Below are 13,037 nucleotides of genomic sequence, written 5' to 3'. Positions count from 1 at the left end.
ATCAGCGCGTGCCCGTGGCGCGGACCTTGCCCTCCCGCGCGAGCAGCGTGCGTGTCGCGGCGGTCACGTCGGCCTGCCGCATCAGGCTTTCGCCGACCAGAAAGGTCGACATGCCGACGCGCTCGAGCCTTGCGAGGTCGCTGGGCGTGAAGATTCCGCTCTCGCCGACCATCAGCCGCTCCTGCGGAATCAACGGGGCCAGCACCTCGCTGGTCGCCAGCGCGGTCTCGAAGGTGCGCAGGTTGCGGTTGTTGACCCCGATCATCGGCGAGCGCAGCTTCAGCGCGCGATCAAGCTCGGCGCGATCGTGGATCTCGATCAGCACGTCCATGCCATAGGCAAGTGCCGCGTCCTCGAGGTCCTTGGCCGTGGCGTCATCGAGCGCGGCCATGATGATGAGAATGCAATCGGCGCCATGGGCGCGCGCTTCGACGACCTGATAGGTATCGAACAGAAAATCCTTGCGCAGCACAGGCAGCGAGGCTGCCGCGCGCGCCGCCACCATGAAGTCGAGATGGCCCTGGAAGGAGGGCGCATCAGTCAGCACAGACAGGCAGGCCGCTCCGCCAGCCTCATAGGCCTTGGCGAGCAGCGGCGGATCGAAATCGGCGCGGATCAGTCCCTTGGAGGGAGAGGCTTTCTTCACCTCGGCAATCAGGGCGTAGTCGCCGTTGGCATGCTTGGCCCTGATCGCGCGCACGAAGCCGCGCGGCACGCCTTGCGCCTTTGCCTTCGCCTCGACGGCCGAGAGCGGCTGTGCGCGCTTGGCGGCTGCGATCTCCTCGCGCTTGTAGGCTTCGATCTTGGTCAGGATGTCCGACATGACAGGCTCAGCTGTTCGAGACCGCGATCAGATGCTTCAGCCGTGCGTTCGCCGCGCCGCTGTCGAGCGATTTCGCGCCGATTGCGACGCCCTCTTTGAGGTCTTTGGCGCGGCCGGCGACGATGAACGCGGCAGCGGCGTTAAGCAGCGCGACGTCGCGATAGGGGCCTGGCTTGCCGTCGAGCACGCTTTGCAGCGCGATCGCATTGGCATCGGCGTCGCCGCCCTTGAGGGCGCCGGGCTCGCAGCGCGACAGGCCGGCATCCTCGGGCGTCACCTCGAAATTCCTGATCTCGCCATTGTGGAGTGCGGAGACGAAGGTCGGGCCGGTGAGGGTGATCTCGTCGAGGCCGTCGGACCCGTGCACCACCCAGGCGGATTCGGAGCCCAGATTCTTCAGCACCTGCGCCAGCGGCTGCACCCATTGCCGTGAGAACACGCCGACCATCTGCCGCTTGACGCCGGCCGGGTTGGACAGGGGGCCGAGCAGATTGAAGATCGTGCGGGTGGCGAGCTCGACGCGGGTCGGGCCGACGTTCTTCATCGCGGGGTGATGGGCTGGCGCGAACATGAAGCCGATGCCGCATTCGCGGACGCAGCGCCCGACCTGGTCAGGCCTGAGGTCGATCTTCACGCCGAGCGAGGCCAGCACGTCGGCGGCGCCCGAGCGCGATGACAGCGCGCGGTTGCCGTGCTTGGCGACCGGCAGGCCGGCGCCCGAGACGATGAAGGAGGCGCAGGTCGAGACGTTGACCGAGCCGGAGCCGTCGCCGCCAGTGCCGACGATGTCGACGGCATCGGCGGGTGCGTCGACGGTGAGCATCTTCGAGCGCATCGCCGTCACCGCGCCGGTGATTTCTTCCACCGTTTCGCCGCGTACGCGGAGCGCCATCAGGAGGCCGCCCATCTGCGAGGGCGTGGCCTCGCCGGACATCACAGCGTCGAAGGCGGAGGCGGCTTCCTCACGCGACAGGCTGGCGCCGGTCGCGACTTTTCCAATGATCGATTTCAGGTCGTCCATCGCGTGCTTTCAACTCACTGGTTCGCGCCGGTCACTTGCGCGAAGGCGGCCTGATTAATGGTGGTCCCGATCTCGGTTTCAAGCTTGTTGACGTAGGAGGCGACCTGCTCGTCCGTCAACGACCGGTCGATGCTCTCCTTCAGCTTCTTGACGGCGTCGGAAGCGGTATCGACGGCGGGATCGACGATGTCGGTGACGCGGTAGACGATCACTTCAGTGCCACCGGTCACGGGCGCCTGTCCGACACCGTCCTTGGCGCTGCGGAAGGCAGCCGCCACGATGTTCGCGGGCACGCCGGCGGGCGTGTCGTCGCGCTTGAAGCCGCTGGCGGTCTCGACCTTGGCGTTGATCGCAGCGGCTTCGTCGGCGAGCTTGCCGCCCGCTTCGAGCTTCTGCATCATCTCGGTCGCCTTGGTTTTGAGCTTGGCGGCAATCTGGTCCTGACGCCAGCGCGCCTCGACCTGGTCGCGGACCTCGTCGAGATTGCGGTCGCGCGACGGCGTGATGGCGAGCACGTCGTACCAGACATAGCCGCCCTTGTAAGAGATCGGGTCGTTGTCGACGCCGACGTCGCTGTTGAAGGCCTGCGAGACCACGTCGAGGCCCTGCGGAATGTTATCGACGGGCTGCCCATTCGGCGCCCGCCCGGAGCGGTCGACGGCATCGATCGTCACGGCAGTGATCCCGAGTTTCTGTGCGGCATCGGCGACGCTGGTGCCGGCACCGCGTTCGTCCTCCATCTTGTCGCGGAGCTCGCCGACCTTGGTGCGCGCGCGGGCGGCGGCGATCTCGCGCTTGATGGCTGGGGCCAAGGTTGTGTAGTTCGCCTCGACCCCCGGCTCGATCTTGTCGACCTTGATGATCGAAACTCCAATCGTGCCCTGGATCGGCTGACTGATCTCGCCAGCCTGTAGCGTGAAGGCGGCATTGCCGACCGCGGGTTCGAGCGAGGATTTCGTCACGAGGCCAAGATTGACGTCCGAGGGGCCCAGTCCCCGTTCCTTGCCGAGATCCTCGAAGGAGAGCCCACCGACCAGGCGCTCGCGCGCGGCCTGCGCCTCGGCGACGTTAGGGAACACGATCTGCTGGATCTGGCGCTTCTCCGGCGTGCCGAGTTGGTCCTTGCGCTGGTCGAACAGCTTTTTCGCCTCCTCGTCGGAAACGTCAGTCCACTTGGCGATGTCCTCCGGCGAGATCACGGCGAACACGATCTTGCGGTATTCGGGGGCCCGGAACTGGACCTTGTGGTCCTCGAAATAGGCGGCAAGCGCCTCAGGCGAGGGCGCATCGATCTGACCCGCCTGCGCGGCATCGAGCCTGACGAACTCGATCGAGCGCTGCTCGTTCTGGAAACGTGTGGCCACGTCGAGCATGGTTTTCGGCGGCTCGAGCCCCGCACCGATCGTGCCGGTGATCTGTCGGCGCAGCGAGACCTTGCGCTGCTCGGCGACGTAACGCTGCTCGGTATAGCCGAAATTACGGATCACGGCCTGGAAGCGGTTCGCATCGAATTTGCCGTCGACGCCCCTAAAGTTCGGATCGTTCATGATGAGCTGGCGGATCTGGTCGTCGGACTGACCGAGCCCAAGCTGGCGCGCGTTTTCGTCCAAGGCGGCTTCCGCAAGGGTCTGCTGCAGCACCTGGCGGTCAAGCCCGAAGGCGCGCGCCTGATCGGGCGTGAGCGGGCGGCCGAACTGACGGCCGATTTGTTGGAGCCGATCGGTATAGATCTGGCGGAACTCGTTCAGCGAGATCTCGATGTGGCCGACCTTGGCCAGCGTGGATTGCCCGAAGCCCCGGAAAATGTCGGCGATGCCCCAAATGCCGAAGCTGATGATCAGCACGCCCATCACGACGGCCATGATGGTCTTGCCGACCCAGTTTGATGAGGCCTTGCGCATTCCTCGAAGCATTTGGTCCAACTTGTTTGGCAGGAGGGGACGGGAGCGCGTCTTAATGCAGATTCCGCAAAAGCGCGTCACCAAATTGATATGCCATCATAAAGTGGCGGCTTTCCCCCCGCAACCTCGCCTCAGACCGCTCCTCGAAGCTGCGGTTAAAGGGCTTCGGGTCTCTGGAACTGCCGCGACAGCTCTGCTAGCGCATGAACAAACCTCAATTTGCTGGACCTTGACATGACCGATGCCATCCGCCCCTTGATCGCCGGCAACTGGAAAATGAACGGCCTGAAGGCCGCCGCCGCCGAATTCGACGCCATGCTCAACGGCGCGTCAGAGGTATCAGGCAAGGCCGATCTGCTGGTCTGCCCGCCGGCGACCCTGATCGCGGCTTTTGCCGAGAAGGCGCGCGGCAAGAAGGTCGCCGTCGGGGCCCAGGATTGCCATCCCAAGGCCTCCGGCGCCCATACCGGCGATATCGCGGCCGAAATGGTGGTGGACGCGGGTGCGACCGCCATCATCGTCGGTCATTCCGAGCGCCGGGCCGACCACGGCGAGGGCGATGCCTTGGTCCGGCAGAAGGCGGAGGCGGCCTGGCGGGCGGGGGCGGTCGCGATCGTCTGCATCGGCGAGACCCAGGCCCAGCGCGATGCCGGCCGGACCCTGGACATTGTCCGCGGCCAGCTCGACGGCTCGCTTCCGGACAGCTCGACGGCCGCCAATCTGGTCGTGGCCTATGAGCCGGTCTGGGCGATCGGCACCGGGCTCACGCCCACGGCCAAGGATGTCGAACAGATTCATGGCTTTATCCGGGAACTTCTGACCACCAGGTTCAAGGCGGAGGGGGGGCGGATGCGGATCCTTTACGGTGGCTCGGTCAAGCCGTCGAATGCCGCCGAGCTGATGGCGGTGAAGAACGTCAACGGCGCGCTGGTCGGCGGCGCTAGCCTGAAGGCGGCCGATTTCCTTGCCATTGCCAAAGGCTGCCCCTAGCTAAGGCTAAAGCGCGGACCGTGGCCGATCGGGGGTGGCAATGCCCCTTCCGATCGTGTAACACCGCGCAACTTCAGGAAAACCCGCGAAGCGCGATCGGCCGCCGTCAGGCGCCGCCCGCTTGTGACGGAAGGATACCATGCAGACCGTTGTGATCGTCATCCACCTCATGATCGTTGCTGTCATGATCGGTGCCGTCCTGCTCCAGAAGTCGGAAGGCGGCGGCCTCGGCATGGGCGGAGGCGCCGGCTTCATGTCGAGCCGTGGCACTGCGAATCTTCTGTCGCGGACCACCGCAGTCCTCGCAGCAGGCTTCTTCCTGACCAGCCTGTTCCTGTCCTGGTACGCCGGTTACAACCGCGCGCCGTCCTCGATCATCCAGCCGGCGTCGCAGACCCAGCCGGCCGGCGGCGGCCCGATTGCGCCGCCGACTTCAGGCGGTATCCTGGACACGCTGAAGAAGGCGGACGAACAGCAGCAGCAGGCTCCGGCAGCGCCGAGCGGCCCGCAGGTGCCTCGCTCGCAATAAAGCAGGGGGGCCATGCAGGGCGGTGGCTACCGTCTTGCATCAACAATCCCCATCAAGGCACTGTCACCACTCTTTGTTTTGGCTCACCCACAGGCCCGCAGATTCTTTGGGGCGGAACACGAATCGCTTTGGCGAATCGGGTTCGAGGGATTAGAGGTTAAGTCCCATGGCGCGGTACATATTCATCACCGGCGGCGTGGTTTCTTCGCTCGGCAAGGGTCTGGCTTCAGCGGCACTCGGTGCCCTGCTGCAGGCCCGGGGCTACAAGGTCCGCCTCCGCAAGCTCGATCCCTATCTCAACCTCGATCCCGGAACGATGTCGCCGTATCAGCACGGCGAGGTTTTCGTGACCGATGACGGCGCGGAGACTGATCTCGATCTCGGCCACTATGAGCGCTTCACCGGGCGCCCTGCGACGAAGCAGGACAACATCACGACCGGGCGCATCTACCAGGACATCATCTCGAAGGAGCGCCGCGGCGATTACCTCGGCGCGACCATCCAGGTGGTGCCGCACGTCACCAACGCGATCAAGGAATTCGTTCTTTCCGGCAACGACGATTTCGACTTCGTGCTGGTCGAGATCGGCGGCACCGTCGGTGACATCGAAGGCCTGCCGTTCTTCGAGGCGATCCGCCAGCTCAAGAACGAGCTGCCGCGCGATCACGCGGTCTACATCCATCTCACGCTGCTGCCCTACATTCCGAGCGCCGGCGAGCTCAAGACCAAGCCGACGCAGCATTCGGTGAAGGAGCTGCGCTCGATCGGCATTCAGCCCGACATCCTGCTCTGTCGTACCGATCGCGAGATCCCGAAGGAGGAGCGGCGCAAGCTGGGGCTGTTCTGCAACGTGCGCGAAAGCGCCGTGATCGAGGCGCGCGACGTCGACAACATCTACGCGGTGCCCGAAGCCTATCACAATGCCGGGCTCGACGATGAAGTGCTTGCCGCCTTCGGCATCGGCTCTCGGATTCCGCCGGCGCTGCAGAGCTGGCAGCAGATCAACGAGCGCGTCCGCAACCCCGAAGGCAACGTCACCATCGCCATCGTCGGCAAGTACACCGGCATGAAGGATGCGTACAAGTCGCTGATCGAGGCGCTCTCACATGGCGGCATCGCCAACAAGGTGAAGGTCAATCTCGACTGGATCGAGAGCGAGATCTTCGAGAAAGAAGATCCGGCGCCATTCCTCGAGCACGTCAACGGCATCCTCGTGCCTGGTGGTTTCGGCCAGCGCGGTGCGGAAGGCAAGATCAAGGCCGCGCAATTCGCGCGCGAGCGCGACGTGCCGTATTTCGGCATCTGCTTCGGCATGCAGATGGCGGTGATCGAGGCCGCCCGAAACCTCGTCGGCATCGAGGAGGCCAACTCCACCGAGTTCGGCCCGACCAAGGAGCCTCTCGTCGGCCTGATGACGGAATGGCTGCGTGGCAATGAGCTCGAGAAGCGCTCGCAGGCCGGCGACCTCGGCGGCACGATGCGCCTTGGCGCCTATCCAGCCACGCTGAACCGCGGCAGCCGCGTCTCGCAAGTCTATGGCGGCGCGACCGAGATTTCCGAGCGCCACCGCCATCGCTACGAGGTCAACACCGCCTACAAGGATCGGCTCGAGCAGCACGGCCTGAAATTCTCAGGCCTCTCGCCCGACGGGGTGCTGCCTGAAATCGTCGAGTACGAGGATCACCCCTGGTTCATCGGCGTCCAGTTCCACCCCGAGCTGAAGTCGCGGCCGTTCGAGCCGCACCCGCTGTTCGCCTCGTTCATCCAGGCGGCGATGGTGCAGAGCCGGCTGGTTTAATTGATCAGCCGCCTTTGACGCGGGCGTGATTTGTTGCGGCAACCCCCCGCCGCAAGAACAATAATGCAGGGAGTGAGCTCAGATGATCTACGAAATGCGCCAGTACCGCTGCGTGCCGGGCCGCCTGCCGGCGCTGCTGAAGAGGTTCGAGACCATCACGCTCAAGATCTGGGAGAAGCACGGCATCAAGCAGGCCGGGTTCTTCACCACGCTGATCGGCGAGTCCCACCAGGAGCTGACCTATTTCCTGGCATGGGAGTCGCTTGCCGAGCGCGAGAAGAAATGGGGTGCGTTCGTGGCCGATCCGGAATGGCTCGAGGGGAGCGCCAAATCGGTGGCCGATGGCGAGATCGTGGCCAACATCGTCAGCCAGATTCTGAAGCCGACGGCTTTCTCTTCGGTCAAATAGCGATCCTTCCGGACAGGGCTGTAGGGCAACCCTGATATTCGAAGGTCAGCTATTCGAACGCTAGGGCCGAATGGGGTTGATCCCACCCATTCGGCCGCTATGGTCGCGCCGAAACACGGATTTTGTGTCTTGAGCACCAGTCAATCTGCAGCGCCGGTCGTCACCGTCGGTTCGGTCAAATTCGGCAATGATCTGCCGATCTCGATCATTGCCGGGCCGTGCCAGCTCGAGAGCCGTCAGCACGCGCTGGAGGTGGCCTCCGCGCTGAAGGAGATCGCCGCGCGGCTGAAGATCGGCCTCGTCTACAAGACCTCGTTCGATAAGGCGAACCGCACCAGCGCGTCGGCTGCGCGTGGTCTCGGGCTCGCGCAGTCGCTGCCGATCTTTGCCGAGATCCGGTCCTCGCTGGGCCTGCCGGTGCTGACCGACGTGCACGATGCCGCGCAATGCGCCGAGGTGGCGCAGGCCGTCGATGTCCTGCAGATTCCGGCCTTCCTGTGCCGGCAAACTGATCTGCTGCTGGCCGCGGCCGCAACCGGCAAGGTCGTCAACGTCAAGAAGGGGCAATTCCTCGCGCCCTGGGACATGGCGAATGTCGTTGCCAAGATCACCAGCGCGGGCAATCCCAACGTGCTCGTCACCGAGCGCGGCGTCTCGTTCGGCTACAACACGCTGGTCTCCGACATGCGCGCGCTGCCGATCATGGCGCGTACGACGGGCGCGCCTGTGATCTTCGATGCCACCCATTCGGTGCAGCAGCCGGGCGGGAAGGGGGCTTCCTCCGGCGGCGAGCGCGAATTCGTTCCGGTGCTCGCGCGCGCTGCCGTGGCCGTCGGTGTCGCCGGGCTCTTCATCGAGACCCATCCTGATCCGGATCGTGCGCCGTCCGACGGGCCGAACATGGTGCCGTTGCATCAATTCGAAGAGCTGATCCGCACGCTGATGGCGTTCGATGCAGTGACCAAAAGCTTCACGCGCTGATGCACCAGCCTGTGACCAGGCCGCCCCAAGAGCAGAAGTTTCCGCCCGCGATCAACATCATCGCGCTCGCCGGATTCTCGGCGGCCTTGTCGACGCGGGCGCTCGACCCCGTGCTGCCGCACGTTGCTGAGGATTTTGCGATCAGCATCACCACGGCTGCGAGCATCGCGGCCGGCTTTGCCCTGATCTATGCGCTGGTGCAGCCGGCGATCGGCGCGGCCGCCGATCTGTTCGGCAAGGCGCGCTTGATGACGCTGTGCCTGGCGCTGCTCGGCGTCGCCTGCATTCTCGGCGCGCTTGCGAGCACGTTCTCTGAGCTGTTTGCGACCCGCATCCTGGCCGGCATCGCCTCCGGCGGCGTATTTCCCGTCGCGCTCGGCCTGACTGCCGACCTCGTTGCACCGGCCAAGCGACAGGTCGCGATCGGGCGCACGATGGCGGGCTCGATGACCGGCAATCTGCTCGGCGCGTCCGCGTCAGGCATCATCGGCGATTTCATCGGCTGGCGCGGCGTACTCGTGATTCTGGGCGCGCTCGGCCTGATTGCGGCCATCGCCGTCGCCGCGGGGTTTCGTGGCGCCGCGCTGACGCCGCCGCCGAAGACCGACCTGAAAACGCTGCGGCAGGGCTACCGCACCATCTTCGCCAATCCCAACACGCGCTACTGCTACTCGGCCGTGTTCGTCGAGGGGTGCTGCGTGTTCGGCCTGTTTCCCTTCATCGCCGCGTTCCTGTTCGATCTCGGCGAGAAATCATTGTCGATCGCAGGCATCGTGATCGCGGGTTTTGCGGTCGGCGGCTTGCTCTACACCTTCACCGTGTCGCGCATGCTGCCGCGACTCGGCGTCAAGGGCATGATGATCGCCGGCGGCGGCATCGTGGCGCTGCAGCTCGCGCTGCTGGCTTTTGGCCCAGGCTGGAAGCTGCAATTCCTCAGCCTGCTGGCGATGGGCTGGGGCTTCTACATGATCCATGGCTGCTTGCAGGTGTTCGCCAGCGAGCTGTCGATCGGAGCGCGGGCGACGGCGATGTCGTTGCATTCGTTCTTCTTCTTCATGGGGCAAACCGTCGGACCACTGGCCTATGGCCTTAGCCTCCAGCATGGCGGCAAAGTGCCGACGCTGCTTGTGAGCGCCGCGATCATGGTGGTGCTGGGCCTCGTTTGCGCCTGGTCGCTCATGCCGCGTGCACCGTCCGACGCGCGCGCCTAGCGGAAGGGCCGTATTTTTCCACCTTGCGGCTGCGCGGTTGCGCTTCTGCCCGGGTCAGTTATCTCGCAGAAACAATCCAAAATTGTTGATCCCGGTGCATTGCCACCACTACGCTGTGCGGGCGTTGCGATCGCCTGCTGATGAGAGGTGCACCGTGAGCTCACAATTCGCCGGCCTCGACCGGTTCGTCGAGGATGTGCGCCGGCATTATCAGGTGCCAGGTGTCGCCGTCGCAGCTGTCCGCGGCGGGCACGTCGTTCACGTCGGTGCGTACGGTGTACGCTGTCTCGGGAGCGGCGCGATCGTCGATATCGATACTGCGTTCGCGATCGGCTCCTGCACTAAGGCCTTCACATCAGCAGTTGCGGCCGCGTTGGTCGACAAAGGCGAGCTCTGTTGGGATGATCGCGTTCGCAGCTATTTGCCGGACGTTGGGCTTTACGATCACTGGATCAGCGATCACGTCACGATCCGCGATCTCCTGGCGAACCGCACCGGGCTTTCGCGCGCCAGTGTCGGCGAATACGGCTCCGACCTGAGCCGGTCCGATCTCCTGCAGCGGGCGCACAGCACATCCTGCGTCCCCTGGGCATGATCGCTAGTGGGATCGGTGGCTCAGATGTTGCCGCTGGCAACGTTGCGGCACCGCATTCCGATCGACGGTGAGGTGCGGCCCGTTCCAGCAATGGCTACCGACAATCTCCTTGGCGCGCTCGGCATAATGATGAGCGCCCGGGATGCGGCGCGCTGGCTCGCTTACCATCTCGGCGGACAAGCACACGGGTCGGCGATCGCGGAGACGCATCTGCTGCAGATCGCCAAGCGCGACCGCCGCCTCGACGACGGTTATGGTCTTGGCTGGGTACGTCCGCAACCGGCGCGTCCAGCATGAGGGGGCCCAGCGCGGGTTTCGCGCCAACATCTGGTGCGATCTTGAGGCCGGGACCGGAGTTTTCGTGGTCACGAATTTGGGCATCGGGAGGGCCCATTTCGCCATCACCAACCACATCATCCAGCGCTGTCGCGGCGAAACTCCGCTCGACTGGATTGCCGAGATCGATCGGCTCGATCAGTGCGAGCTGAACGATCGCATCGCCAGCTTTGTGCAGGAGCGGGAGGATCGACCAATATCGTCATCAGGCCTGCGGTTGGACGACTTCAGCGGCACGTTTCGGCATCCCGGATTCGGCGTGTTGCGCATCGACTCCCGCGGCGACCATCTGTGGTTTCAGATCGAGCATCTCTCCGGTTTTGATGGGCCGCTCATGCGTTATTCGGCGATCGGCTTCGAATATCAAGGCGAGCGCGACTCGATGGCGTGGGTACGCCTCGCGATTCCGCGGGAGCCGCGTGGCGATCGTGCCCGGGTGCGGTTCACAGCCGAGAATGGCATCGTCAACGGGCTGGTATGGTCGGATTGGTTCGGTACAGCGCAGTTCGTTCGGGACAGAACGGGCTGAAGCCTGTCGTCCGGCCTTTACCCCCGGCCGCGATACGGCGCGACGCCTTGCTCGGGCACCCACAGGCCTTTCGGCACGCGACCGGTCTGCCAGAACACGTCGATCGGGATGCCGCCGCGTGGATACCAGTAGCCGCCGATACGCAGCCATTTCGGTTTGATCTCGGCGGCGATGCGCTTGCCGATCATGACGGTGCAATCCTCGTGGAAGGCACCGTGATTGCGGAAGCTCGCGATGTAGAGTTTGAGCGATTTCGACTCCAGCAGCCACGGGCCGGGCGCATAGTCGATCACCAGATGGGCGAAATCGGGTTGTCCCGTCACCGGACAGAGCGAGGTGAATTCCGGCACGGTGAAACGGACCAGATAATCGGTTCCGGCTTGGGGATTCGGCACGCGGTCGAGCTTTGCCTTCTCGGGCGCATCAGGCCATTCCACGGCACGGCCGAGCTGCAATGCAGGTGAGTTGTTCGATTTGCTGGGTTTTTTCGACATGAGGTCCTCATAGCCAATGATTCAGCGGCCGTCACCCGGCCTTTTCCGCTTCGATGCATTGCGGTAGAAGCACCCGCGAACTGCCCCCTTTGTTTCCCGAAAAGAGGCCCCCATGACCGCCATCATCGACATCATCGGACGCGAAATTCTCGATAGCCGCGGCAACCCCACCGTCGAGGTCGATGTCGTGCTGGAAGATGGCGCGCTCGGCCGCGCCGCGGTGCCGTCTGGCGCCTCCACCGGTGCCCATGAGGCCGTCGAGCTGCGCGACGGCGACAAGGCGCGCTATCTCGGCAAAGGCGTGACCAAGGCGGTCGGCGCCGTCAACGGCGAAATCTTCGAGGCGCTGAGCGGCCTCGATGTCGAGCAGCAGGCTCAGATCGACCAGATCATGATCGAGCTCGACGGCACGCCGAACAAGAGCCGTCTCGGCGCCAACGCCATCCTCGGCGTGTCGCTGGCCTGCGCCAAGGCGGCCGCGAACTCGCTCGACATGCCGCTCTATCGTTACGTCGGCGGCACTTCGGCGCGGCTGTTGCCGGTGCCGATGATGAACATCATCAATGGCGGCGTGCACGCCGACAACCCGATCGACTTCCAGGAGTTCATGATCCTTCCGGTCGGCGCGTCCTCCTTCGCTGAAGGCCTGCGCTACGGTGCGGAAGTGTTCCACACGCTGAAGTCGGAATTGAAGAAGGCCGGCCACAACACCAATGTCGGCGACGAGGGCGGTTTCGCACCGAACCTGCCGTCGGCGGATGCCGCGCTCGAGTTCGTCATGAATGCGATCGGCAAGGCCGGCTTCAAGGCAGGGTCCGACATCGTGCTCGGCCTCGACTGCGCCTCGACCGAGTTCTTCAAGGATGGCAAGTACGTCTATGAGGGTGAGGGCAAGACCCGCTCGATCTCCGAGCAGGCCAAGTACCTTGCCGACCTCGTCTCGCGCTATCCGATCGTCACCATCGAGGACGGCATGTCGGAGGACGACATGGACGGCTGGAAGGAGCTCACCGATCTCATCGGCAAGAAGTGCCAGCTGGTCGGCGACGATCTCTTCGTTACCAACGTCAAGCGCCTGGGCGAAGGCATCAAGGCGGGCCGAGCCAACTCGATCCTGATCAAGGTCAACCAGATCGGCACGCTGACCGAGACCCTCGCCGCCGTCGAGATGGCGCACAAGGCCGGCTACACCTCCGTGATGTCGCACCGCTCCGGCGAGACCGAGGATTCCACCATCGCCGATCTCGCGGTCGCCACCAATTGCGGTCAGATCAAGACCGGCTCCCTTGCGCGTTCCGATCGCACCGCCAAATACAACCAGCTCCTGCGTATCGAGCAGCAGCTCGGCAAGCAGGCGCTCTACGGCGGCAAGGCGGCACTGAAGGCGCTGGCATAAGCCGGCGCCTCGCGAACACAGGGA

General features: G+C 64.4%; 14 protein-coding genes. 10 read left to right on the top strand and 4 right to left on the bottom strand.

Going from position 1 to position 13,037, the window contains the following annotated elements:
- Window position 1 precedes the first annotated feature (1 nt).
- The 3 genes from trpC to XH88_RS38800 are packed head-to-tail and all read right to left on the bottom strand — an operon-like array spanning window position 2 to window position 3,757.
- Window positions 2–823 carry an indole-3-glycerol phosphate synthase TrpC gene (gene trpC / locus XH88_RS38810; protein WP_271673421.1) on the bottom strand — a complete coding sequence of 274 codons (822 nt, stop codon included), beginning with the start codon at window positions 821–823 and terminating at the stop codon, window positions 2–4.
- Between the two features lie 7 nt (window positions 824–830).
- A complete protein-coding gene (gene trpD / locus XH88_RS38805) occupies window positions 831–1,844 on the bottom strand; it encodes an anthranilate phosphoribosyltransferase (RefSeq protein ID WP_271673420.1) in 1,014 nt (337 codons plus the stop codon).
- Between the two features lie 14 nt (window positions 1,845–1,858).
- The gene (locus XH88_RS38800) at window positions 1,859–3,757 is read right to left on the bottom strand and encodes a SurA N-terminal domain-containing protein (protein WP_271673419.1); all 1,899 of its coding nucleotides are present in this window, start codon (window positions 3,755–3,757) and stop codon (window positions 1,859–1,861) included.
- A gap of 222 nt (window positions 3,758–3,979) precedes the next feature.
- On the opposite strand from XH88_RS38800, the gene tpiA reads away from it, so the two are divergent.
- From tpiA to XH88_RS38755, 9 genes are all read left to right on the top strand, one after another.
- The gene (tpiA, locus tag XH88_RS38795) at window positions 3,980–4,735 is read left to right on the top strand and encodes a triose-phosphate isomerase (protein WP_271673418.1); all 756 of its coding nucleotides are present in this window, start codon (window positions 3,980–3,982) and stop codon (window positions 4,733–4,735) included.
- Window positions 4,736–4,874: 139 nt separating this feature from the next.
- A complete protein-coding gene (gene secG / locus XH88_RS38790; RefSeq protein WP_271673417.1) occupies window positions 4,875–5,264 on the top strand; it encodes a preprotein translocase subunit SecG in 390 nt (129 codons plus the stop codon).
- Window positions 5,265–5,430: 166 nt separating this feature from the next.
- Window positions 5,431–7,062, top strand: a complete 1,632-nt coding sequence (locus XH88_RS38785; RefSeq protein ID WP_271673416.1) for a CTP synthase — start codon at window positions 5,431–5,433, stop codon at window positions 7,060–7,062.
- A gap of 82 nt (window positions 7,063–7,144) precedes the next feature.
- Window positions 7,145–7,471, top strand: coding sequence for an NIPSNAP family protein (locus XH88_RS38780; protein ID WP_271673415.1), 327 nt, complete (start codon window positions 7,145–7,147; stop codon window positions 7,469–7,471).
- Between the two features lie 129 nt (window positions 7,472–7,600).
- Window positions 7,601–8,452 carry a 3-deoxy-8-phosphooctulonate synthase gene (kdsA, locus tag XH88_RS38775; RefSeq protein WP_271673414.1) on the top strand — a complete coding sequence of 284 codons (852 nt, stop codon included), beginning with the start codon at window positions 7,601–7,603 and terminating at the stop codon, window positions 8,450–8,452.
- On the top strand, window positions 8,452–9,663 hold the full coding sequence (locus tag XH88_RS38770) for an MFS transporter (RefSeq protein ID WP_271673413.1): 1,212 nt from the start codon (window positions 8,452–8,454) through the stop codon (window positions 9,661–9,663). Before kdsA ends, XH88_RS38770 begins: the two co-directional genes overlap by 1 nt.
- Window positions 9,664–9,817: 154 nt before the next feature.
- Window positions 9,818–10,258: a serine hydrolase domain-containing protein gene (locus XH88_RS38765; protein WP_271673412.1), complete on the top strand. Its 441-nt coding sequence runs from the start codon at window positions 9,818–9,820 to the stop codon at window positions 10,256–10,258.
- Between the two features lie 24 nt (window positions 10,259–10,282).
- Window positions 10,283–10,555: a hypothetical protein gene (locus tag XH88_RS38760; protein WP_271673411.1), complete on the top strand. Its 273-nt coding sequence runs from the start codon at window positions 10,283–10,285 to the stop codon at window positions 10,553–10,555.
- 64 nt (window positions 10,556–10,619) lie between these two features.
- On the top strand, window positions 10,620–11,123 hold the full coding sequence (locus tag XH88_RS38755; RefSeq protein WP_271673410.1) for a DUF3471 domain-containing protein: 504 nt from the start codon (window positions 10,620–10,622) through the stop codon (window positions 11,121–11,123).
- Window positions 11,124–11,140: 17 nt separating this feature from the next.
- Here the strand turns inward: XH88_RS38755 and queF are convergent, their stop codons facing one another.
- Window positions 11,141–11,617: a preQ(1) synthase gene (gene queF, locus XH88_RS38750; protein WP_271673409.1), complete on the bottom strand. Its 477-nt coding sequence runs from the start codon at window positions 11,615–11,617 to the stop codon at window positions 11,141–11,143.
- Between the two features lie 112 nt (window positions 11,618–11,729).
- On the opposite strand from queF, the gene eno reads away from it, so the two are divergent.
- Window positions 11,730–13,013, top strand: coding sequence for a phosphopyruvate hydratase (gene eno, locus XH88_RS38745; protein WP_271673408.1), 1,284 nt, complete (start codon window positions 11,730–11,732; stop codon window positions 13,011–13,013).
- Window positions 13,014–13,037 lie beyond the last annotated feature (24 nt).

Source organism: Bradyrhizobium sp. CCBAU 51627, assembly GCF_028128765.1.
Taxonomy (GTDB): Bacteria; Pseudomonadota; Alphaproteobacteria; order Rhizobiales; family Xanthobacteraceae; genus Bradyrhizobium.
The sequence above is the reverse complement of the archived record's forward strand: the minus strand, read 5'-3'. Positions and strand labels throughout refer to the sequence as shown.

Bases quoted from the DNA above. Each gene is read 5' to 3' on its own strand.
- eno (WP_271673408.1), top strand. From the start codon at position 11,730: ATGACCGCCATCATCGACATCATCGGACGCGAAATTCTCGATAGCCGC.
- secG (WP_271673417.1), top strand. From the start codon at position 4,875: ATGCAGACCGTTGTGATCGTCATCCACCTCATGATCGTTGCTGTCATG.
- trpD (WP_271673420.1), bottom strand. From the start codon at position 1,844: ATGGACGACCTGAAATCGATCATTGGAAAAGTCGCGACCGGCGCCAGC.
- XH88_RS38800 (WP_271673419.1), bottom strand. From the start codon at position 3,757: ATGCTTCGAGGAATGCGCAAGGCCTCATCAAACTGGGTCGGCAAGACC.
- XH88_RS38780 (WP_271673415.1), top strand. From the start codon at position 7,145: ATGATCTACGAAATGCGCCAGTACCGCTGCGTGCCGGGCCGCCTGCCG.
- tpiA (WP_271673418.1), top strand. From the start codon at position 3,980: ATGACCGATGCCATCCGCCCCTTGATCGCCGGCAACTGGAAAATGAAC.
- XH88_RS38785 (WP_271673416.1), top strand. From the start codon at position 5,431: ATGGCGCGGTACATATTCATCACCGGCGGCGTGGTTTCTTCGCTCGGC.
- XH88_RS38770 (WP_271673413.1), top strand. From the start codon at position 8,452: ATGCACCAGCCTGTGACCAGGCCGCCCCAAGAGCAGAAGTTTCCGCCC.
- trpC (WP_271673421.1), bottom strand. From the start codon at position 823: ATGTCGGACATCCTGACCAAGATCGAAGCCTACAAGCGCGAGGAGATC.
- XH88_RS38760 (WP_271673411.1), top strand. From the start codon at position 10,283: ATGTTGCCGCTGGCAACGTTGCGGCACCGCATTCCGATCGACGGTGAG.
- queF (WP_271673409.1), bottom strand. From the start codon at position 11,617: ATGTCGAAAAAACCCAGCAAATCGAACAACTCACCTGCATTGCAGCTC.